Origin of the sequence: Bacillus sp. FSL M7-0307, assembly GCF_038627835.1 — a bacterium.
Lineage (GTDB): Bacteria > Bacillota > Bacilli > Bacillales > Bacillaceae > Bacillus > Bacillus altitudinis.
Map to the genome: position 1 here is coordinate 989,952 of NZ_CP152023.1, position 21,183 is coordinate 1,011,134.

Genomic DNA, 21,183 nt, shown 5'->3' on the forward strand with positions numbered 1-21,183 from the left:
TTTAGAATAAGAGCGATAGAACGTGCATTCGTAAAAACGGCGTGATAAAATATGGACAACTACAGTAACGTACAAGGAGATAGACGTTTGACGAAGCTCACTTTTATTCATGCCGCAGATCTTCATTTAGATAGTCCGTTTGCGGGAATGTCCAATATACCGAACCGAATTTTTAAGAGGTTGAAAGAAAGCACATTTCAAAGTGCCAAGAACATGTTTGAACTTGCAATTGATCGAGAAGTAGACTTTATGCTGCTTAGCGGAGATCTATTTGACGAATCGAATCGCAGCCTAAAAGCACAGCTTTTTTTAAGAAATCAGTTTCTTCAGCTGCAATCACACGGGATTGAAGTGTTTATTATTTATGGTAATCATGATCATTTAGGTGGTGAATGGACACCAATTGAGTGGCCAGAGAATGTTCACGTTTTTTTGAGCAGTACGCCAAGTGAGCAAGCCTTTTATAGAGAAGGTCAGCTTGTGGCAAGTATTTACGGGTTCAGCTACAAAGAGCGGGCTGTCCATGAAAATATGACACCTTATTATGAAAAAAAAACAGATGCCCCCTATCATATTGCCATGCTTCACGGCACATTAGCAGGTCAAGAAGGGCATGATGCGTATGCACCATTTCAGCTTCAGCAGCTTCTAGCGCGGGATTTTGATTATTGGGCGCTTGGACATATTCATAAGCGGGCTCTTCTGCATGAAGATCCAATGGTGATCTATCCTGGAAACGTGCAAGGAAGACATATAAAAGAAACAGGAGAGAAAGGCTGTTATGTCGTCTACCTATCTGAAGATGCTCAAAGAGCGGAGTTTATGAGCTGTTCAGATGTCATCTTTGAGACATTGACAATAGATATCACACATACCGCTCATATGACCGATCTTGTGACACTTGTGGACAAAAAGATGAGTGGACTGAAAGAGAGAGGTGTTGCTCATTTTGTGAAAATCGTACTAACTGGCGATGCTCCTGCTTATATGGAGCTCACGCAGCTTGAAGTGCTTGAGGAGCTGATGGCTGTACTTCATGAACAGGAGGAAGATGAAGACTTGTTCGTTTGGGTGATGTCGATTGACTGCCGGACACATGAAGATGCCGTCTATCCAGAAGATTCTTTTTTGACAGAACTAACAGCAGAAATTGCCGAGTTTGATGCGTATGATGAGCTGCTTTTACCGATCAAGCGTCATCCAACCTATAGAAAAGCAGGAAAAGTTCTTACAAAAGAGGACGAGATCGATATTAAAGAAGAGGCACAAAGGCTGCTGGCAGAACAGCTGAAGCAATTATGAGAAAAGGAGAGGCATGATGAAAATACGTTCACTCCATATTGCGAATTTCGGGAAATTTTCCAATCAAACCTTCCACTTTTCTGATGACGGTTTTCAGTTAGTTTATGGCCTGAATGAATCGGGGAAAACGACATTGAAGGCGTTTATTGAATCGATGTTATTTGGTTTTTCCAAAAGCCATATGTATAAGCCAAAGCATGGCTCGTTTTATGGTGGTTCTCTTACGTGTTTAGATGAGGAATTAGGTGTGATTCATATTGAAAGAACATCTGATCATGGCGGCCAAGCTCAGGTGTTGCTTCCAAATGGTGAAGTGAAAGATGAAGCTTTTCTACATGCGATGTTAAAGGGAACGGATCGCAGATTATACCAATCGATCTATTCTTTTGACGTGTTTGGTCTGCAAAATGTACAAGCATTAAATCAAGATCAAATAGGGGAATTTTTACTCTTTTCAAGTTTGTTTGGCTCAGATGCGGCATCCAAAATGGACAGTAGGTTGCTAAAACAGCAGGAGCAGCTTTTTAAACCGAATGGACGTAAGCCTGAATTAAATCAGCAGCTTGATCATGTAAAAGAGCTGTCAGGTAAGTTGAAACAGGCCAAATTGGTAGAAAGTCGGTATACCGAAAAGAAAAAAGAACAAGCTGAATTAACCGAGAAGGTAGAAATGCTTCAGCATGAAATGAGACAGACTGAAAAAGAGATTCAGCATTTGACTGAACATATTCGACTTTATCCTATGATAGAAAAAAAGATAGAGTTAAAAAAAGATTTGGCTAGTTATCCAGAACGAGTCAAACGGTTTAGACCGGAAACCGCGCATGAACTTGATAAATTAGAATCACACCTTCACCCAAAAAAGGCGCAATTGACGGCACTGAAACAAAAATTAGATCATTTGCAAACGTCGCTCACGCAAGTTCAGCCACTCTATGACAAGGATACGGTATTGGAGATGAAGCAGGTCATAGCTGAATCATCTGATGCTGAACTTGTGAAGAAACGCTTAGCAGAAGGGAAAATAGAGCAGAATTCTTTGAAACAAAAAATAGAAGAAGCATCAGCGAAGCTGAAGTGGCAGCGTCCAATCAAGCTTGACCAGCTGGATGATTCACTTGACTTTGAGTGGGAATTAAAAGAGGCTGTGAGCCAATACGTTCGTTTAATGGATAGGAAAACGCAGCTCGATGACCGGTTTGATCATGCAAGACATGAGCTAGAAGAAGCGGAAACCGCTCTAAAAGGATTAAAGGAACAGCCCGTTAAACAGCAAGATGCAGAAGATGTCAGGGGCACAAGGGCTACAGTGAAACAGAATCATTCCAGAGTGTGGTTATTCCCGCTGATGTTCGTGCTATGTGCTGTCATTCTCACGATTTTATTCGTTTTAGCAGAGAGCTGGGTGACGTTACTGTTTGCAGGATTTTCCGTATTTATCTTGATCGTTATTTATCCAGTGCTTAAACAGACTCAGATGAGGGAAGCAAACGACAGTAACGCCTATCATTCCTTTCACGTTCAAACAGCTTCAGCTGAAACGCTAGTGAAGCAAAAGGAGCTTTTATACGAAAGAATGATACAGCAATATGAAGACTGGGAGCGGGAACTGGAACCTGTACAGCAGCAAGTAGAAGATATGAGAAGGCAGCTAGGTTTGTCCTCAGAGCTCTCATTCCTTGTGGAAGCTTTCCATATCTTGAAACAATTAAAAGCGAATACAGCGGCATATGAGGCGCTTAACAAGGAAATAGAGATGCTCACACAGCAACAATCGACCTACGAGCAAAGAGTTTCAGCGCTCATGAGTCTCCTTCAAAGAAAAGAAGGGACCATTCAAGAGAATATCTCAGCCTTTCAAGAGATATTGAAAGATGAGGAAAAAAGAGAAAAAGAACGTCAGACATTGCACGTATCCATTCAACATGTAGAGCAGCAGCTGACAACATTAGAAGGAGAAGTTCAATATTATAAAAAACAAACGGACGAGCTTTTTCAAAAAGTAGAAGCAGCGTCAAAAGAAGATTATCATGTCCTGTCTCATCTATCCAAAGAATACCGGGAGCGACTGTACAATTTGCAGCAGCTGAACCAAGAGCTGCACAGAAGCGGTTATGTAGATGAGGAAGAGGTCATTGTCCGTAAAGGTTTGCGCACCCTTGAGGAGCAGTGTGCACAAGCAAAAAGACGTCTGAATGACATGCAAGAGAATGTGACGAATATGAAAAAGCGCTTGGCAGAATTAGCAGTAGAAATACGCCAAATAGAAGCATCAGGTACGGTGTCTGATTTGACTCATCAGCTTGCTGTAGAGCAGGAGCAGGCAAAGCACCTAGCGAAAAAATGGGCGGCTATTCAGCTCGTTCGTTCCGTCATTCGAGAGAAACTCAATGAGCATAAAGAAACGAGGCTACCAGCACTCCTCCAAACAGCTTCCCGATTTATTCAGCCGTTAACGAATGATCGATATGAAGTGATTTTATTTTCTGCCGAAGATGACCGGCTGATTGTGAAACGGAGGGATGGACGCCTATTCCGCCCGGAGGAGCTTTCACAAGCAACATGTGAGCAGATTTATCTCTCGATTCGTTTTGCACTTGCTTTGTCCCACCAGCAAGATTGTCAGCTCCCATTTATGATGGATGACAGTTTCGTTCACTTTGATCATGTCCGTCTAGAAAGGGTACTGGAGCTGATGAATGAACTCACTCGTTTTGAAACACAGCTGTTTTATTTCACTTGTCATCATTATATGAAACAAGCAGCGGAAGACGGGCAGATTACGAGTTTAGCAGTGGAATGATTGACAAATTATGACTTATGTTATACTTATATGAGCAGAAACATGGAAGGAGCATTTATTGAATGGCTAAAGGGATCATGACCTATGACGTCGGCGAACAAGTTGACCTGCATTTATTAATTAAATCATCTACTAAAGGGATTGCGAGTAATGGCAAACCATTTTTAACGTTAATTCTTCAAGATCAAAGTGGAGATATTGAGGCGAAGCTATGGGATGCAAAGCAGAATGATGAACTCACATATGCCGCACAAACCATTGTGAAGGTAGTAGGTGATATTCATCATTATCGCGGAAGGAATCAGCTGAAGCTTAGGAATATACGTCCTGTTGCTGAAAACGAGCAAATCCGCATTGATGATTTTCTAGAAACAGCTCCTATTCCAAAGCACGATATGATGGATACCATCATGCAATATATTTTTGATATGAAAAACCCTAATATTCAGCGTGTCACAAGACATTTGCTGAAGAAATATGGACAGGAATTCGCTGATTACCCAGCAGCTACGAAAAACCATCACGAGTTTGTTTCGGGTCTTGCCTATCACGTGGTATCGATGCTTCATTTAGCGAAATCCATTGTTGATCTATACCCATCACTTGATCGAGATCTTTTATATTCAGGGATCATTCTACATGATTTAGGGAAAGTCAAAGAGCTTTCGGGCCCTGTCTCCACCACATATACAGTAGAAGGGAACTTAATTGGCCACATTTCTATTATGGTGACAGAAATTGCGAAAGCCGCAGAGGAGCTTGGCATTGATTCTGAGGAAATTCTGATTCTGCAGCATTTAGTGCTGAGTCATCATGGAAAAGGGGAGTGGGGCAGTCCTAAACCACCAATGGTGAAGGAAGCCGAAATTCTCCACTATATAGATAATTTAGATGCAAAAATGAACATGATGGATCGTGCGCTTGAGCATGTGAAGCCAGGAGAATATACAGAGCGTATTTTTGCACTAGAGAATCGTTCGTTTTATAAACCAACCTTTCACAATGAATCCTCATGATAAAACGCCCGTTTGATGCGGGCGTTTTTTTTCATAACTTGTCTTCTTTTCGCATAAGCATGTAACACAAAGGGAGAGAGGTTTGTCCTAAAAAAGGAGGCGAAGACGATGTTGTTTTTTCCATGGTGGGTATATGCATGTATCATTGGCATTATTTTTTGTGCCTATAAATTAATGACGACAGCCAAAGAGGAGCAAGAGATTGATCAATCCTTTATTGAAAAAGAGGGAGAAATCTTTATTGAACGAATGGAGCAGGAGAGAGAGCGTAGACGTCAAGGACAGCAAATGAAACGATCCCAGGAAACGGCGAAGCATGAGGACCATTCGATTGCATAATCAATAAGAATAAAAAAACCCCTCTACAAGTTCATGTAGAGGGGTTTTTCGTTCATTATTGGTTTGGTGTTTGTTGTGTGGTTTGCTCAGATTTTTCTTTGAATGTATTTTCAAGTTCTTTATCTTTTACTTTCACATCAGCATCTTTCACCAATTTGTTTAAGATCGTTTGAATTTCATTGTTATCTGCTTGTTTTTGATCAAGCAGTTCTTTTTTCAAGTCTGCTTTCATGTCATCGTATTTACCGCGTTCTTCGGTCTTTTTAATGATATGGTAACCAAATTGAGATTTTACTGGTTTGCTGATTTCATTTACTTTTAGTTTGAAGGCAGCTTTACTGAAGTTCTCATCCATTTGGCCATCTTTTGCGAACCAGCCTACATCGCCGCCTTGTGCTGCTGAAGCAGTGTCAGTTGAATATTCAGATACAAGGTCATCCCATTTTTCGCCTTTATCTAATTTCTTTTCTACTTCATCTGCTGTTTTCTTGTCAGCAACTAAAATGTGGCTTGCGCGGATTTTCCCTTTTAGGTCATCGTAATACGCTTTTACTTCTTTGTCAGTGATTTTGATGTTAGCTTTGGCAGCCTTTTGAGTCAGCAGCTCATATTTTACTTGATCTTTGATGTAATCTTTTCCGAATTCATCTTGAAGTTGTTTTAAACGATCTTCACCAAGTGTCTTTTTATATTCTTCCAATTTCTTATCAATTTCTTTATCTGATACTTTGTATTTGTCAGCAAGAACCTTTTGTTGAACAAGTAGGTTTAAAGCATCTCCACCTGCTTGTTTCTTAAGTGTTGTGTAAAGCTCTTCTTTTGTGACATCTCCTGATTTTGTTGTTGCGATCACTTCTTTGTCACCGCTACTGCATGCGCCAAGAGTTAAAACACTTACTGCTGTTACAGCTGCTAAAGCCATTTTTTTCATTCAAAAAACACTCCTAATCTTTCCAATTTATTTATCATTGCTTGTATCATAACATATTGTGACATGCTGTAAAAAGAAATGCAAATGGGAGGGCATTCGTCTAGTCAAATTTTTGCGACCAACATACACATATATTGATCACAAAAAGGAGGCTGAATTATATGGGAGCAGGATATTCTAATGGGTTTGCTTTATTGGTCGTGCTATTCATTTTGCTGATCATCGTTGGTGCAGCATATCTTTATTAATTAAATCGCTGTAACAGAAAGGAGCCGTCCTGCCATGCGTGCGGGCGGTTCTTTTTTAAAACGATGACAGGTGCCTAAACGTTTTAAAATTTTTTGCATACACTGAGCTTAGAACAGAGGAAGAACTGGCAGGAGGTGTTTTCACATGGGAGGAGAAGTCTTTGCTGGCGGTTTTGCACTAGTCGTCGTGTTATTCATCTTATTGATCATTATCGGTGCATCGTGGATTTGCTAATAGATCATCATACACAAAAAGCTGCCATCAAACAGGCAGCTTTTGCTTTGATCTTAAATAGATATGGTAATTTCAACAAATGATGAGATCAGTAAGATCAGTATCGATACATTGATAAAGCGAAACACCTTATCTTGCCGTTCTTCAGGAATCTCTCTGACAAGGCATAATGTATTAGTAAGCCTGTTTATTGAATACACAATAAACGCGGCAAAGACAATGAAGTAAAATAAAACTATCGGAGATCCCCCCTCTCTATGCTATTCCCATACTACATTACCAAATTTTTTATGAAAAAGATAGAAGTTGGCTTTAAAAACCTCATGATGAGGAAGTTGGGTCAACTAAAATATCAAACTCGTCTTGGGCTTGATCAATGATGCATGATTTTGGTGCTTTTAGCAGTTTCCAAGCAAATAAAAAGTCAGGCAAACAATAGCCTGCATGAATACTTGCGATCATGATAAAATAGTGTGCGTACATTGGAAATGCCATTCCTAAAACAAAGTAAACAGGTGAGATGACACAAAACGGGCTGAGCAGTGAGAAAAGCATCACTCTCTTAGGCACGCGCTGCCAGCAATTTCGTTTAAATAACGTCATTTTTTTCTTATGTTTCATGACTGGGATCAAGTGAACCACGCGGTGGACAAGCAATGTCGCAAGTAAAAGCACGATAAAAAGCGGTGCATTGTGACTGCTGAGTCTCGTTTCAGGATGAGTCAGTTGAAAACATAAAAATGCCATAATGAAAAAAAATACAGTAAGACATATGGCTGAAATCATCATTCTCGTATAACCATAATCCTTTTCAAGATTAATGGTCTTCCAACAATTCATTTTTCATCCTTCCAATCTCAAAAAAACTAATTGAATATCTCAAGATAATTTACTCTTCCTGAGGATAAAAATCAATGGTTTTCATGAAAAAAAATAAATTGTTACATTCATATGGAATAAAGAGAGGAAACTTTGGGTTTTTCAAGAAAAAAAGACATAAGGGGGAGGTTCGTCTCTTTCGTCAATGAGTAATTTCGGCTAAAATAGAATGACTAAGAGAAAGAGGGAACGTACATGAGTATTGAGGAACGAATGAGCCAGCTCGAATATTATATGGAACTGTTACTGACGGCGACAGATATGAGCCGTTATCCATATTATGCGCTATTGATCCGGCAGCGTGTATCGAAAGAAGAGGCAAAGGACATTGAGCGTATTTGTGCTGAGCTCTTAGATGAAATGGACAAGCAAAAAGCACAAGGCTACGTCATGTTCGACGATCTCCTTGCGCTGTTTGCGGGACAGTTAATTGAAAAGCTGGATGTTCATGAGACGATTTTTGCTTTGCATGATCAAGGGCTGTTTCAGCCGTTAATGAATGAATTTATAAAGATCATTAAACAATTTGATTTGCTTTAGCCGCTTTTTCCTCCGCTGAGTCTTCAAGTTCTTCAGGCTTTTTCGTGACTTTCCCACGTTCATTCAAAAAGTCCTTCTCAATGTTTGAAAACGATTTCTCAAAAATCTCCATGAAATCCTCACCATAAATGTTTCGGATAATACACATCATTTCTAAAATTTCAGGGAACTTTCCGTAAATGTCATGAAGCGGCTGTGCGCCTTTGACAATACCAGTTCGGGCCGGGTCATAATCTTCGAGTAGTTTATGGAATGTCTCTTCGCCTTTTGGCGTTAGTTCAATATACGTATTGCGTTTATCGTTTAACTTTTTAGAAAATTTTAAAAATCCTCTTTCCTCTAATTTTTTAGAGAAGTTAAACGCCGTTGATACATGCATGACGCCAAACTTTGCAATTTCTGATATTGAAGCTCCTTTTAATTGATACGCAATCCACAAAATATGATGTTCATTGATATTTAGGTTATACGGTTTGATCCACTGCTGCCAGTCCTTTTCAATGGATTTCCAAAGAGCTTTGCTCAATTGGGCCATTCTTTGACTGAATAAAAGTGCTTCTTTTACATCGAAAGGCTGTTCCGAATGATTCATCCATTTCACCTACTTCTCTTTTTCTTGTAATTCTATTATGCCAATAAAATAAAGATTAATAAAGCTGAAAATTCAAGAATTTTTAAAAGTCATGAAAAACATTGACAAAATAACCTTTTTTCAACAAAAAAAGTGCGGGATACGCACCCCGCACACTTTTGTAAACGAATATTTTTTTGTGAGTATATTAGTTTTGTAAGGTTTTCTCCAGTTGTTTGAGCTTTTCCTCAATTTCCTGAATTTCCTTTTGTAAGTCCTGCTGATGAGGTTTGATTTCCTCGCGCCATTGCTGTATCGATGTTTGTAATTCAGTTCCGACCTCTTTAATGACTTCAGCACTTTCTTTTGCGGTTTCAACAATCTGCTCTTTTAAAGCTTGTCCATCTCTTTTTAATCTTGTCAGCGTATCTTCGAATTTGTCATAGCCGTCTTTCATCTTTCCGCGTACATCTCTGCCAGAAGAGGGAGTCGTCAGGAGCACTGCCGCACCTCCGAGGAGACCGCCTACAAATAATCCTGTTAATAAAGAACGTCCACTAGCCATTCCAATCACCTCTAGTCAAATTTTACACATTCGCATGTTCTCTCTGAGCTGACGATCAGCTTCATTGAACTTCCATACATAGCTTGCTTTATTTTAGCATACTTTTGAAGAAAAGGGAGGGGAGAAGGTTGTCTGTCTTTCTGTTCGTTTTTACGTGTATGTGTGTGATTTTCGCAGGTGGTTCTATTCATTATGTAAGGCAGCTTGGGTATGCGGGGTCTTATCCGCCAAAACATGTATTAAGACAAAAAGCAATTGTGTGTGCAGCAGGTGCAGGGATTTCGCTCTCCATTTTGCTGCTTACCCTTTTTCTTTTATAGAAGCATGAAAAAAACCTCTTCATCTAATGAAGAGGTTCCAGCATGTAGACAAACCCTCGCATTCGTTGTCAGTCCTGCGTGCAGGTGCTCACGAATGTCAAATTCGCTCCGCGCCAGTACTCGTCCTTCCTAGACTTCAAGGGCTTTCAATCATGCTGAAAAGAAGACAAAGGGCTAAAATAAAGAATCATTTTAGCCCTTTGTCAACAATATGAAAAAAACCTCTTCATCCAATGAAGAGGTTCAGTTATTCGTTAAGCGACTTCAATCATTCTTGCGCGCTTTAATATGGACTGAGCAATCGGGAAGACAAATACCATAGCTATCGTATTTATCACAGTTGCTGGCAGGACAACACCTACAAGAAGTGCTGGTAACGCAGCCGGTAGTCCAGTAATCAGTAAAGCGGCAGATAGGAAAATCACGCCTGATACGACGGTCCCAACAGCGGTGAGTACAGCGGTCAGAACGACTTTGTTCTTGATCTTCTGGCAAGATAAGAAAAGGGCTAAGAAGATAAAGGCTGTCACCGGTTTATCAATCATATTTGGAATTTGTCCGCCTGGAAAACCTGTTGTCAAAGCGGAAATGACCCCAGTGACTAGGGCGATCACAACGACATGCTGTACCTTCGGAAAAAGGATGATGCTTAAAAACATCATGACCAGCATCATATCAGGTTTCATTCCGAAAAAGATGGGCGGAAAAATCGTATGCAAAACAGCTCCCATTGCTGCAAGCAATGACATAATCACTAATTCTTTTGTTTTCATTTCTATGCTCTCCTCTGCTAAGCTCTTAGAACTCTCCAATAATATGGCTGATCATTTATTGCAAGAGTCATGACTTTATATTTCTCGTTATTATAACAAATTTATTTCACGATAGAAAAGCCTTTTTACTCATTTTCTTGCTGGAACTTTTTCATAAAGTCCGCAAGCTTTTGGCAGTCCTCTATAGAAACGGCGTTGTAAATCGAGGCTCTGCATCCACCAACAGAACGGTGGCCGGCGAGTCCAACCATTTGTTCTTGTTTTGCTTTCTCCACAAAGGACGCAGTGAGTGTATCATCACGCAGGGTAAACGTGACATTCATATGCGAACGGCTGTCAGCACGTGCATGCCCTTTGTAAAAACCGCCGCTTTGATCAATCGTATCATACAGAAGCGCTGCTTTTTGTTCATTGCGTTTTTCTGCTGCTTCTACGCCGCCCGCCTGTTTCACATGTTCCAGGACAAGAGACAGCATATAAATCGCAAAAGTCGGTGGTGTGTGATAAAGAGAATTGGCTTTGGCATGTGTTGAATATTTTAAAATTTTAGGTGTGCCGCTTTTTTCTTTCTCTAATAAACGTTTGCGCGCGATCACAATCGTGATACCAGAAGGCCCTAGATTTTTTTGTGCCCCGGCATAAATGAAATCAAATGAAGACACGTCTATTTTTTTGCTGAGAATATCACTGGACATGTCGGCAATAAGCGGGAGTGACGTGTTCGGGAACGTTTTCCACTGAGTACCGAAAATGGTATTGTTCGATGTGATGTGCAAGTAAGCACCGTCATTTAAAACGGAAGCATCTACATCTGGAATATACGAATAGTTGTCGTCTTCACTTGAGGCAAACACTGATGTTTCACCAAACCCTTTTGCTTCTGACAAGGCTTTCTCTGACCAAGCACCTGTTTGGATGAAATGAGCCGTTTCGCCTTCATGTAAGAAGTTCATCGGAATCATTGCAAATTGAAGACTTGCCCCGCCTTGTAAAAAGAGGACCTCATAATCTTCTGGAATGTCCATCAATTCTACCAAGAGTGCTTTCGCTTTATTATGGACTTCTTCATACTCACCACTGCGATGAGAAAGTTCCATCACAGACATTCCGGTTTGTTTAAAATCAACAAGTTCTTCCTGTGCTTTTTGAAGCACTTCTAGCGGCAGCGCCGCCGGACCAGCATTAAAATTCGTCGTTCGCTTCATCACAATCTCTCCCTATTTCTCGCGTTAATGGATCAAAAGATAAAACCATCCTATCACAAATTTGAAGCATTTGGACAAAAAATTTGAATCGTCCTAAATATCTTACGATTCACAGGATAAGCACAGAAAAGAGGTGAAAAAAAGAAAAACCTCATCCATTAAGATGAGGTAAGGCGCGTATGGATGGCAGAAGAAATGTCTTTTAAATCCTCTGATGTATATTGATCTTGGTGAGATTTCCATACGGCACCAAAGCCGTCGCCTTTGCCATAACGCGGAATGATGTGCATATGGTAATGGAACACAGATTGTCCGGCTTTTTCACCGTTGTTGTTAAGAAGGTTTAAACCAATTGGTTCAAATTCTTGTTTGATGGCTCTAGCGATTTTTGGAATCGCTTGGAAGTAATGATTAGACACTTCTGGTGTCATGTCATAAATGTTTTCTTTATGTATTTTCGGGATTACTAGGGTATGTCCTTTCGTTACTTGGCTAATATCAAGAAAAGCCAATACGTGCTCATCTTCATATACTTTTGCACATGGAATGTCTCCATCAATGATCTTGCAAAAAATGCAGTCGCTCACGCCATGTCACTCCTCATTATTTTTCCTTTATCGTATCACAAAAAGAAGCAAAAAAGAAAACAGGACAAGCGAACTCCTTTGGTCGCTCATCCTGCTCCTGCAGAAGAAATGCTGATGCTTTCATTTGATATGCCTTTTGAATTCTCTATTTACTGAAATAAAGAATTCATATGCCTGCTATTTCTGCCGTAAACACCTCATTTGACGTTTTGGTTCGTCGTATACATATTTGTATAGGACACAAAAATCAAGAATCAGTGAAGCAAAACAGAAGCTAAGGTTTTTAGATGAAAAACCAATTTGTCATGCGGTCATTGCCTTTAACAAACACCTCATTTACGTATTGGTCATCAAGTTCATTTCTTCTACATACATTATGATGACCAGTATGCCGATGTTTTATTCATGAGTTGTCTATAGGTAAACATTTCAAATTGTCTTTCGTTTTTGGTACTATAAAGGAAAAAAGAAAGAAAGGAACGAACTGATGTCCCTTCTAACTGTAAAAGATGTAACGGGTGGATATACAAAGAATCCCGTTCTGAAAAATATTTCATTTGAATTAGAAAGAAACCAAATCGTTGGTCTCATTGGCTTAAACGGGGCGGGAAAAAGTACAACCATTCGTCATATTATTGGATTAATGAAACCTCATAAAGGGGTCATTGAGCTGAACGGACGAACCCTTCAAGAAGATCAAGAGGCGTATCGTTCACAATTTACGTTTATTCCAGAGACACCTGTCTTATATGAAGAATTAACGTTAAAAGAGCATTTAGAGCTGACAGCGATGGCTTACGGCCTTTCAAAAGAACAATTAGAAGAACGTCTGCCGTCTTTGCTGAAGGAATTCCGAATGGAGAAGCGATTGAAATGGTTCCCTGCTCATTTTTCTAAAGGGATGAAGCAGAAGGTGATGATTATGTGTGCATTTCTTGTGGAGCCAGAGTTGTATATTATCGATGAGCCGTTTTTAGGGCTTGATCCGCTTGCGATCAACGCACTATTAGAACGTATGAATGCGGCGAAACAAAATGGCGCAAGTGTTCTGATGTCAACGCATATTTTAGCCACAGCGGAACGTTATTGTGATTCCTTTATTATTTTGCATGAAGGGGAAATTAGAGCGAAAGGAACACTGACAGAACTAAGAGAGCAGTTCAACATGAGAGATGCGACACTCGATGATCTTTATTTGGAATTAACAAAGGAAGAAAGCTATGAGTAAAACAACGCAAACCATTTGGAAATCACGATTAGAAGAACACGTACAAGAAACAAGAAAATATTTAAAATATATGTTCAATGATCATCTTGTGATTGTGCTCATTTTTTTCCTTGCAGGCGGGGCGAGCTGGTACAGTAATTGGCTGAAGCATATTCCAGCTCACTTCCCATCCTATTGGGTCATGGCAGTTGTTTTCTCATTGGTACTGACTAGTTCTTACGTGCGAACGTTGATCAAAGAGGCAGATCTTGTGTTTATGCTTCCTTTGGAAGCTAAGATGGACCCTTATTTAAAACAAGCGTTTAACTTTAGCTTCATTTCTCAGTTATTTCCTTTGATTGCCGTGTCCATTATTGCACTTCCGCTATATTCGGCTGTCTCCTCAGGCGATCTGATGCTATATGTGCTCATTTTGGCGCAAATGATCTTAATAAAAGGTCTGAATACAGCGATTCAGTGGAGAATCACTTATTTTCAAGGGAAACATGTCAGATGGATTGATGCAGTGATTCGTTTTCTGCTCAATACAATGTTAATGTATACCGTTTTACAAGCAGCTTATGCCATTGCCATCGTTTTTTATCTTTTATATGCTGTCTATCTCATTTACTTAACAAATGCAGTAAAAAAACAGCCTTTTCAATGGGAATTGCATATTTCTGATGAGTTAAAACGAAAACAGCGTTTTTACCGCTTGGCAAACTTATTTACGGATGTCCCTCATTTAAAGAAACAAGTGAAAAGAAGGGCGTATATGGACTGGGTCTTGCAGTTTGTCCCTTATGAACAGCGTAAAGCTTTTTCTTATATGTATGTGAGGGCGTTTTTACGTTCAAATGACTATTTTGGTCTAGTGTTTAGGTTAACGGTCGTGTTTGTGCTGATCCTCTTGTATACAGGTGCAGCAGGCTGGGTGGGGGCATTACTTGTCTTGTTTACAGTCTTTATCACAGGTGTACAGCTTGTCCCGTTAACAAAGCACTTTGCTCATCTGTCGTTACAGGCACTTTATCCTGTGTCTCAGCAAGAAAAAGATCGAAGCTTTTTTGTTCTCGTTCGAAATGTACTCATCATCCAGTCATTTGTACTGAGCTCCGCCGTTTTCCCAGCAGGTGGATGGAAGGGAAGCGGACTTGCTCTTCTCATTTCATTGGTATTTGTGCTTGTCCTATTTAAGCCTTACGTACAAAGTAGATTAAAAAAGATGAGATAAGCATTTTTTACAGCGAGCGTATGATGTCACCAAGGAGGGAACTGGGATGAATGCAGCTGAACGGGAACTGTATGAAGAGGCCATTTTTTTTCAAATGCGTTTTTTAAGAAAACCATCCAAGATCGAGCGGTTTTCAAAAGGCGTTCAGCAGCAAGTGAATCGCCGAATCCCTGCTCGATTTCATCAAGTCATCACAAGTGCGGTGAAAACAATGGTTGAATCCACCGTATCAGGAAGCCATTTTACTTCATTTACAGTCATTGATGAACAATTGTCTATTGTAGAGCGAAATGAGCTGGCAAAGGAAAAGGTGACATATTATCAAAAGGCCGCTGCGATTGAAGGAATTGGCACAGGTGCGGGTGGATTGTTTCTCGGAATGGCGGATTTCCCTCTCCTTTTGAGTATTAAAATGAAATGTCTATATGAGCTTGCTTGTATATATGGATTTGATTTGTCTCAAAAAGAGGAAAGGCTCTTTTTGCTTTGTATTTTTCAACTCGCCTTTTCAAGCAGTACACACCGTCAAAAAATGATGAAACTCATTGAAGAATGGGAAACAACCCGGGAAGAAATGGATTGGTATAGCTTTCAGCAGGAATATCGAGATTATATTGACCTTGTGAAGCTGTTTCAATTAATGCCTGTGGTCGGTGCCGCTGTTGGTGGGGTGGCAAATCATCAGCTGACAGGACAGCTTGGTGAAGTCGCACGCCATGTGTTTCACTTGCGTGTGTTGAAAGAATTGAAATAGAAAAGCCGCTGCCCAGCAGCGGCTTTTTTTCATTCATCGTAGGAAAGGACGGCATGAGCGAGTACCTTTGCTGCGACAGGCATTGCGTTTTCGTTAATATCAAATTTCGGATGGTGGTGTGGATACACATCTTGGCTGTTTTCTGGCATAGCGCCTGTGTAGAAGAAAGTACCAGGAACATGCTGAAGGTAGTAAGCAAAGTCTTCTCCGCCCATTTGGGTTTCGGCTTCTTTTACTTCTGTGACTCCTTCTGTCTGTTTGGCTATTTCTGCTATATATTCAGTTGGTGCAGGGTGATTTTTGACTGCAGGATAGCCTCTTACATATTCATAAGTATAAGAGGCATCGTGCATGTGGCAGACACCTTTCACCACCTGTTCAATTTCACGTTCAATGATATGGCGTGCACTCTCTTCAAAGGAACGTGCAGTACCTGTCAGCACGGCCGAATCTGCAATGACGTTAAAGGCATTTTCAGCGACAAATCCCCCTACAGATACCACCGCAGAATCAATCGGGTTGACTTTTCGGGCCACGACCTGCTGAAGATTGGCTACAATTTGTGAACCGATGAGTACGGCATCTTTCGTCAGATGCGGCTGTGCGCCATGTCCGCCTTTCCCTTGCACTTGAATAGAGAAACGATCGGCGGCTGCCATAAAGTTCCCGCTTTTATAAAGAACAGTGCCGCATGGCTCTGAGGACCAAAGGTGGGTGCCGAAAATGACGTCAACACCGTCTAAACAGCCATCTTCAATCATTGGTTTCGCACCGCCGGGGGCATATTCTTCAGCGTGTTGATGAATGAGGACGATTTTTCCTTTTAATTGATCTCGGTGCTCATGTAAGATCTTCGCTAAGACGAGAAGTGTTGCTGTGTGGCCATCATGACCGCATGCGTGCATGACGCCAGGTTTTGTTGAACGGTAAGGTACATCCTTTTCATCATGAATGGGAAGTGCATCAAAATCAGCTCTCAGTGCAATGGTCGGTCCAGGGGAAGCTCCTTCAATAAAAGCGAGTACACCATGTCCGCCTACATGTGTGCGTGTTGGGATATGTAATCTGTCATAATATTGAGCGATGTAAGCAGCTGTTTCTTCTTCCTGAAAAGAAAGTTCTGGATTCATATGGAGATGGCGTCTAATTTCAACCATTTCCTCATAATGTTCATCAAGACGTTCATTGATCCTTTTGTGTAAAGTGGATACTGTCATTGATCCGAAAACCTCCTTTAGTTTCTTTTACTGATTGTATGGTAATTGTTAGAATCTTTCAACAGAAGAGGATGTCGAGAATGACAGAAAAGGTCATTTTACATAAAAGTCGAAGGTTAAGTATGAAGCTTGAAAAAGGGGGAGTGGCATTGGGAAGCTGTCCAAATTGTTCAAAAGCATTTTCTTTCGTCGAAAAATTTCATTTATCGCATACGAGAATGATGCTTTGTCCAAGCTGCCGGCATCAAATCAAAGAAACGTTCGTTTCGAAAATGAGCTTTTTAATGATTTGTTTGATTCCACTGTTGGTACTACTTATTCAGATGAAAGGTGCTTCACCTATGTTCAAATGGCCCATCTTATTAGGATGGATCTTGCTGAATTTTTATGTGCTTCAGCCAATCATTCATCGGTACGAGCTTAGAGAAAAGCGTTGAAAGCCCAGCAGAAGGGCTTTTTTTTATGAAAAAAAGAAGTGCGAAGAGCAGCACTTCTTTAATGGTCTATGACGGCATGATAGGATGTCAGATAGGCAGGACGAGAGAAGATGGAGCCAGTATCCTCGTGCGGCTGAAAGAACGCTTCTGACTCTTGGAAGTCTTGAAATAAGTCTTCAGATTCCCAAAGGGTCAAAATTAAGTACACTTCTTCATCCTTTTTTGGTCTTAACACACGAAGCGCCTGAAAGCCGCGCTGGTGTTCTGATATGTTTGTTTTTTTCTGAAAGGTGGATTCAAAAAGTGCTCTGCTTTCGAGCTTTACAGGGATATGATTCAGCGTGACAAAGCCAGATTGGACGAGCTCACCTTTTGTATAAATCACATCATAGGCATGGGGTGCTTTAAAGACTGTCTCACCCTCCGTTTCATGAAAAAGAGCCGCTTGTTCCTTACCGACCGTATAAAGCAGATTTTCAAGATGATGTTTTTTTGCGATTTTTTGCAAAAAGTCTGCTGTTCCATATGTAATATAGAAATTCATCTAAACCGCCTCCTGCTTGATAGTATAACAAAAGAATGATATATAATTCTTTGGTAGTCAATCCATAAAACATATTATGAAGCAATACATCCCATACTATCCGTATAAAGGAATGAGGTGACCTAATTTGAAGAAAAAGAAGATAATCATTCCATTAGTCATTGCAGGAAGTACAATCGTGCTTTCATTTATTGGCTATCTGACCATTTTATTTTTAGGACATTATGTCATAGATGAGAAGAAGCTCGTTTTTCACGCTTCCTCGAAAATCATTGATCAGAATGGAAAAGAACTCACAAGCATGTATTCAGAAAATCGGGACCCTGTGTCATTAAAAGAGGTCCCAGATAAAGTGGCGAAAGCTTTTGTTGCTGTAGAGGACAAGCGCTTTTATGAGCACCACGGAATTGATGCACAATCGATTTCAAGGGCGGTTTATCGAGATATATTAGCAGGTGGAAAGGTAGAAGGCGGCAGTACCATCACCCAGCAGCTCGCTAAAAATATCTTTCTCACAAATGATAAAACGTTTCTTCGAAAAACAAAAGAAGTCATTATTGCGATCAATTTAGAAAGAGATTATTCAAAGGACAAGCTGCTTGAAATGTATTTGAATCAGCTTTACTTTGGTCATGGCGTCTATGGGATCCAAGCAGCGGCCAATTACTATTTTAGTAAAGATGTAAAAGATCTCACTGTCAGTGAAGGAGCTACACTTGCTGCCATGCCAAAGGCACCTTCAACGTATTCCCCTGTTCTACACCCAGATAAAAATAAACAAAGACGGGATACCATCCTGAATTTAATGAATGAACAAGGATATTTGTCTTCTACAGAAACAGTTGAAGCAAAAGGAAGAACACTTGGTATTCATTTAAAAAAGAAATCAGAAACCCCTTGGGTGGACAGTTATGTAGATCTCATGATTAAAGAAGCAGAATCACAGTATTCGATTTCGCATGAACAATTGCTTCAAGGCGGCTATACCATTACGGTACCAATCGATATGAATTTGCAAAAAGTTGCCTATGATGCGATGAAAAACAATCGTTATTTCCCGGGAAAAAGCGGGTCACCTGAAGGAAGCGCTGTGTTTATTGACAACGCATCTGGTGGTGTAAAAGCAGCAATAGGCGGACGAGAATATCAGGCAAGAGGCTATAACAGAGTCACAGCTGTTAGACAGCCTGGTTCTGTCTTTAAGCCGATCGCAGTATATGGTCCAGCGATGCAGGAGAAAAAATTCAGACCGTATTCACTGCTTGAAGACAAGGAAAAAAGCTATGACGGCTATTCTCCAAAGAACTACGATGGACAGTACGAGGGCAGGGTCACGATGGTAGATGCCTTGATGAAAAGCAAAAATACAGCTGCTGTATGGACGTTAAGCCAGCTTGGCATCGATACGTCTAAATCCTATCTTGAGAAAATGGGAATGGATATTTCAGATAAAGGACTTGCCATTGCGCTTGGCGGTCTAGAAAAAGGGGTTTCTCCATTGCAGATAGCTGGAGCATTTCATACATTTGCAAATGAAGGCGTCTATAAAAAGCCGTTCTTCATTCAGAAAATCACGAATGATGATGGAGAAACCGTTGAAAAAAATCGAAACAAAGAAGAACGAGTGTTTAGCGTACAAAATGCTTGGAATATGACAAGAATGCTTCAACAGGTCGTCAAAGGCGGAACCGCTCAGAGCGGATCATACGCTGGAGATTTGGCTGGTAAAACAGGTACAACTACGTATTCCGGTGTCAAAGGGGCAACGAAAGATGCTTGGTTTGCTGGCTACACACCTAGTACAACAGGGGCAATCTGGATGGGATATGACAAAACGGATAACAGTCATTATTTAACTGGCGGCAGTCAGTATCCAGTGCAGTTAATGAAAGATATTTTAACGACCGCTCAAATAACCAATGAAACATTCCAAAAACCAGAGGGAATTAAAGAACTTCAATCGCCAATCCATTTAGAAGGCCTGTCAGGCTTTGAAGCACGTTATGCATTTAAAATCAAAGGGCTCTTTACATTAGAGCTGTCATGGGATGAACAGGAAGACAAACGCGTTGAATATCGTATTTATGAAAAGAGGAATGGAAGCGAGACCCTGATCGATTCTGTAACAGGAACAAACAGCTACACAATGCCGTATGCAAATGTGTTTTCAGATGCGCAGTATAAGGTTGTTCCATACAATACTCAAACACAAGAAGAAGGCGAAGGTAGTGCTTATATCAAGCCAGAGGCTTTTGGACGTTAATATTCGGCGATTTTTTGAACATTGAGCCGCTTTAGTATACCGAGCCCTGAAAAAGCGGTATAGTAAAAGCAGTGTTTGAGCCTTATACAAAGAGAGTGTGAGGCGAAAGGTGGAATGAAAGGTAATGGGAAAAACGAAGGCTTTTAATGACACGTTCTTAAAGGCGTGCAAAGGGGAAAAAACAGACCATGTACCGGTTTGGTATATGAGACAGGCAGGACGCTCGCAGCCTGAATATCGTGCCCTTAAAGAAAAATACGGGCTATTTGAAATTACGCATCAGCCAGAGCTATGTGCTTACGTAACAAGACTTCCTGTAGAACAATATGGTGTAGATGCCGCTATTTTATATAAAGATATTATGACTCCGCTTCCAGCTATTGGAGTGGACGTTGAAATTAAAAATGGAATTGGACCAGTGATTGACTCGCCTATTCGGACAAAGGCAGATATCCAGCGTCTTGGAGAGCTTCATCCTGAAGAAGACCTGCCGTATGTGCTTGATACGATCAAGCTGTTAACAGAGGAGCAGTTGAATGTTCCGCTGATTGGTTTCGCAGGTGCACCTTTTACGATGGCAAGCTATATGATCGAAGGCGGTCCATCTAAAAATTATCATAAAACAAAGGCGCTCATGTACAGTGAGCCAGAGACATGGATGCTTTTGATGAATAAATTAGCCGATATGACGATCACATACATACGCGCTCAGGTAAAAGCAGGCGTCCGAGCATTTCAAATCTTTGACTCTTGGGTTGGCGCTTTAAATGCAGCAGATTACCGGACCTTCATTAAGCCTGTCATGCAGCGTATTTTCACAGAGCTGAAGTCTGAAAACGTACCAATGATTATGTATGGTGTCGGTGCGAGCCATCTGGCGAAAGATTGGCATGACTTGCCGCTTGATGTCGTTGGACTGGATTGGCGTATGAGTATAGACGAAGCGCGAAAAGAAGGCTTAACAAAAACGTTACAAGGAAACCTTGATCCAACGATTTTACTTTCTCCTTGGGAAGTGATTGAAGAAAGAGCAAAAGCGATTTTAGATCAAGGGATGAAATCAGATCAATTCATCTTTAACTTAGGTCACGGGGTATTTCCTGATGTCTCACCAGACACGTTAAAGAAGCTGACAGATTTTATTCACGATTATTCAGCTAAACATAAAAAGACATCCATCTAAATGATTTCAAATGATCTGAAGGAGTGTTGG

24 protein-coding genes are annotated in these 21,183 nt (G+C 40.6%); 14 read left to right on the plus strand and 10 right to left on the minus strand.

Annotated features, from left to right (window positions below; all coding sequences use genetic code 11):
• The first annotated feature begins 87 nt into the window (after positions 1-87).
• The 4 genes from MHI41_RS04980 to MHI41_RS04995 all read left to right on the plus strand — a co-directional run bounded on the left by MHI41_RS04980 (position 88) and on the right by MHI41_RS04995 (position 5,460).
• Positions 88-1,302: a DNA repair exonuclease gene (locus MHI41_RS04980; protein WP_224559633.1), complete on the plus strand. Its 1,215-nt coding sequence runs from the start codon at positions 88-90 to the stop codon at positions 1,300-1,302.
• A 16-nt stretch (positions 1,303-1,318) separates the two neighbouring features.
• Positions 1,319-4,105, plus strand: coding sequence for an AAA family ATPase (locus MHI41_RS04985; protein ID WP_342494606.1), 2,787 nt, complete (start codon positions 1,319-1,321; stop codon positions 4,103-4,105).
• A 62-nt stretch (positions 4,106-4,167) separates the two neighbouring features.
• On the plus strand, positions 4,168-5,121 hold the full coding sequence (gene yhaM, locus MHI41_RS04990; protein WP_007497151.1) for a 3'-5' exoribonuclease YhaM: 954 nt from the start codon (positions 4,168-4,170) through the stop codon (positions 5,119-5,121).
• 108 nt (positions 5,122-5,229) lie between these two features.
• The gene (locus MHI41_RS04995; RefSeq protein WP_017360318.1) at positions 5,230-5,460 is read left to right on the plus strand and encodes a sporulation YhaL family protein; all 231 of its coding nucleotides are present in this window, start codon (positions 5,230-5,232) and stop codon (positions 5,458-5,460) included.
• A 55-nt stretch (positions 5,461-5,515) separates the two neighbouring features.
• Here MHI41_RS04995 and MHI41_RS05000 read toward each other — a convergent pair whose 3' ends face one another.
• Positions 5,516-6,391, minus strand: a complete 876-nt coding sequence (locus tag MHI41_RS05000; RefSeq protein ID WP_008348897.1) for a peptidylprolyl isomerase — start codon at positions 6,389-6,391, stop codon at positions 5,516-5,518.
• 161 nt (positions 6,392-6,552) lie between these two features.
• On the opposite strand from MHI41_RS05000, the gene MHI41_RS05005 reads away from it, so the two are divergent.
• Both MHI41_RS05005 and MHI41_RS05010 read left to right on the plus strand, forming a co-directional pair.
• Positions 6,553-6,639, plus strand: a complete 87-nt coding sequence (locus MHI41_RS05005; protein ID WP_008361129.1) for a YjcZ family sporulation protein — start codon at positions 6,553-6,555, stop codon at positions 6,637-6,639.
• A 145-nt stretch (positions 6,640-6,784) separates the two neighbouring features.
• A complete protein-coding gene (locus tag MHI41_RS05010; RefSeq protein ID WP_017360317.1) occupies positions 6,785-6,874 on the plus strand; it encodes a YjcZ family sporulation protein in 90 nt (29 codons plus the stop codon).
• 53 nt (positions 6,875-6,927) lie between these two features.
• On the opposite strand, the gene MHI41_RS05015 is transcribed toward MHI41_RS05010, so the two are convergent.
• Both MHI41_RS05015 and MHI41_RS05020 read right to left on the minus strand, forming a co-directional pair.
• Positions 6,928-7,113 carry a hypothetical protein gene (locus tag MHI41_RS05015; RefSeq protein WP_072368131.1) on the minus strand — a complete coding sequence of 62 codons (186 nt, stop codon included), beginning with the start codon at positions 7,111-7,113 and terminating at the stop codon, positions 6,928-6,930.
• Between the two features lie 82 nt (positions 7,114-7,195).
• Positions 7,196-7,714, minus strand: coding sequence for a DUF3267 domain-containing protein (locus MHI41_RS05020; protein WP_008348895.1), 519 nt, complete (start codon positions 7,712-7,714; stop codon positions 7,196-7,198).
• Between the two features lie 234 nt (positions 7,715-7,948).
• Here MHI41_RS05020 and MHI41_RS05025 point away from each other — a divergent pair, with 234 nt between their 5' ends.
• Positions 7,949-8,293 (plus strand): YhaI family protein, encoded by a 345-nt coding sequence (locus MHI41_RS05025; RefSeq protein ID WP_008348893.1) that lies wholly within the window; start codon positions 7,949-7,951, stop codon positions 8,291-8,293.
• Here MHI41_RS05025 and MHI41_RS05030 read toward each other — a convergent pair.
• Together MHI41_RS05030 and MHI41_RS05035 are read right to left on the minus strand one after the other, a co-directional pair.
• On the minus strand, positions 8,271-8,885 hold the full coding sequence (locus MHI41_RS05030; RefSeq protein WP_008348891.1) for an HTH-type transcriptional regulator Hpr: 615 nt from the start codon (positions 8,883-8,885) through the stop codon (positions 8,271-8,273). The two genes, MHI41_RS05025 and MHI41_RS05030, sit on opposite strands and share 23 nt — an antisense overlap.
• Before the next feature lie 187 nt (positions 8,886-9,072).
• A complete protein-coding gene (locus MHI41_RS05035; protein WP_007497160.1) occupies positions 9,073-9,429 on the minus strand; it encodes a YtxH domain-containing protein in 357 nt (118 codons plus the stop codon).
• A 128-nt stretch (positions 9,430-9,557) separates the two neighbouring features.
• Between MHI41_RS05035 and MHI41_RS05040 the strand changes: the two genes are divergently transcribed.
• Positions 9,558-9,749 (plus strand): hypothetical protein, encoded by a 192-nt coding sequence (locus MHI41_RS05040; RefSeq protein WP_008348888.1) that lies wholly within the window; start codon positions 9,558-9,560, stop codon positions 9,747-9,749.
• Positions 9,750-10,003: 254 nt separating this feature from the next.
• On the opposite strand, the gene MHI41_RS05045 is transcribed toward MHI41_RS05040, so the two are convergent.
• The 3 genes from MHI41_RS05045 to MHI41_RS05055 form a co-directional block, all read right to left on the minus strand.
• A complete protein-coding gene (locus MHI41_RS05045) occupies positions 10,004-10,522 on the minus strand; it encodes a tryptophan transporter (RefSeq protein ID WP_008348886.1) in 519 nt (172 codons plus the stop codon).
• A 125-nt stretch (positions 10,523-10,647) separates the two neighbouring features.
• Positions 10,648-11,727 (minus strand): 3-phosphoserine/phosphohydroxythreonine transaminase, encoded by a 1,080-nt coding sequence (gene serC, locus MHI41_RS05050; protein ID WP_342494607.1) that lies wholly within the window; start codon positions 11,725-11,727, stop codon positions 10,648-10,650.
• 158 nt (positions 11,728-11,885) lie between these two features.
• Complete coding sequence (locus tag MHI41_RS05055) at positions 11,886-12,314, minus strand: HIT family protein (RefSeq protein ID WP_008348883.1); 429 nt, start codon at positions 12,312-12,314, stop codon at positions 11,886-11,888.
• 487 nt (positions 12,315-12,801) lie between these two features.
• Between MHI41_RS05055 and MHI41_RS05060 the strand changes: the two genes are divergently transcribed.
• Genes MHI41_RS05060 through MHI41_RS05070 form a run of 3 tightly spaced genes read left to right on the plus strand, consistent with a single transcriptional unit; the run spans position 12,802 to position 15,509 of the window.
• The gene (locus MHI41_RS05060) at positions 12,802-13,542 is read left to right on the plus strand and encodes an ABC transporter ATP-binding protein (RefSeq protein WP_008348877.1); all 741 of its coding nucleotides are present in this window, start codon (positions 12,802-12,804) and stop codon (positions 13,540-13,542) included.
• Positions 13,535-14,755, plus strand: coding sequence for an ABC transporter permease (locus tag MHI41_RS05065; RefSeq protein ID WP_035703465.1), 1,221 nt, complete (start codon positions 13,535-13,537; stop codon positions 14,753-14,755). The genes MHI41_RS05060 and MHI41_RS05065 overlap by 8 nt, the downstream gene beginning before the upstream one ends.
• Positions 14,756-14,801: 46 nt before the next feature.
• The gene (locus MHI41_RS05070; protein ID WP_008348873.1) at positions 14,802-15,509 is read left to right on the plus strand and encodes an EcsC family protein; all 708 of its coding nucleotides are present in this window, start codon (positions 14,802-14,804) and stop codon (positions 15,507-15,509) included.
• A gap of 29 nt (positions 15,510-15,538) precedes the next feature.
• Here the strand turns inward: MHI41_RS05070 and MHI41_RS05075 are convergent, their stop codons facing one another.
• On the minus strand, positions 15,539-16,726 hold the full coding sequence (locus MHI41_RS05075; protein ID WP_008348870.1) for a M20 family metallopeptidase: 1,188 nt from the start codon (positions 16,724-16,726) through the stop codon (positions 15,539-15,541).
• Between the two features lie 80 nt (positions 16,727-16,806).
• Here MHI41_RS05075 and MHI41_RS05080 point away from each other — a divergent pair, with 80 nt between their 5' ends.
• Complete coding sequence (locus tag MHI41_RS05080; protein ID WP_272511364.1) at positions 16,807-17,163, plus strand: hypothetical protein; 357 nt, start codon at positions 16,807-16,809, stop codon at positions 17,161-17,163.
• Positions 17,164-17,221: 58 nt separating this feature from the next.
• Here the strand turns inward: MHI41_RS05080 and MHI41_RS05085 are convergent, their stop codons facing one another.
• A complete protein-coding gene (locus MHI41_RS05085) occupies positions 17,222-17,707 on the minus strand; it encodes an antibiotic biosynthesis monooxygenase (RefSeq protein ID WP_017366947.1) in 486 nt (161 codons plus the stop codon).
• Between the two features lie 127 nt (positions 17,708-17,834).
• Here MHI41_RS05085 and MHI41_RS05090 point away from each other — a divergent pair, with 127 nt between their 5' ends.
• Together MHI41_RS05090 and hemE are read left to right on the plus strand one after the other, a co-directional pair.
• Complete coding sequence (locus MHI41_RS05090) at positions 17,835-19,970, plus strand: transglycosylase domain-containing protein (RefSeq protein WP_017366948.1); 2,136 nt, start codon at positions 17,835-17,837, stop codon at positions 19,968-19,970.
• 124 nt (positions 19,971-20,094) lie between these two features.
• The gene (gene hemE / locus MHI41_RS05095; protein ID WP_007497181.1) at positions 20,095-21,153 is read left to right on the plus strand and encodes a uroporphyrinogen decarboxylase; all 1,059 of its coding nucleotides are present in this window, start codon (positions 20,095-20,097) and stop codon (positions 21,151-21,153) included.
• Positions 21,154-21,183 lie beyond the last annotated feature (30 nt).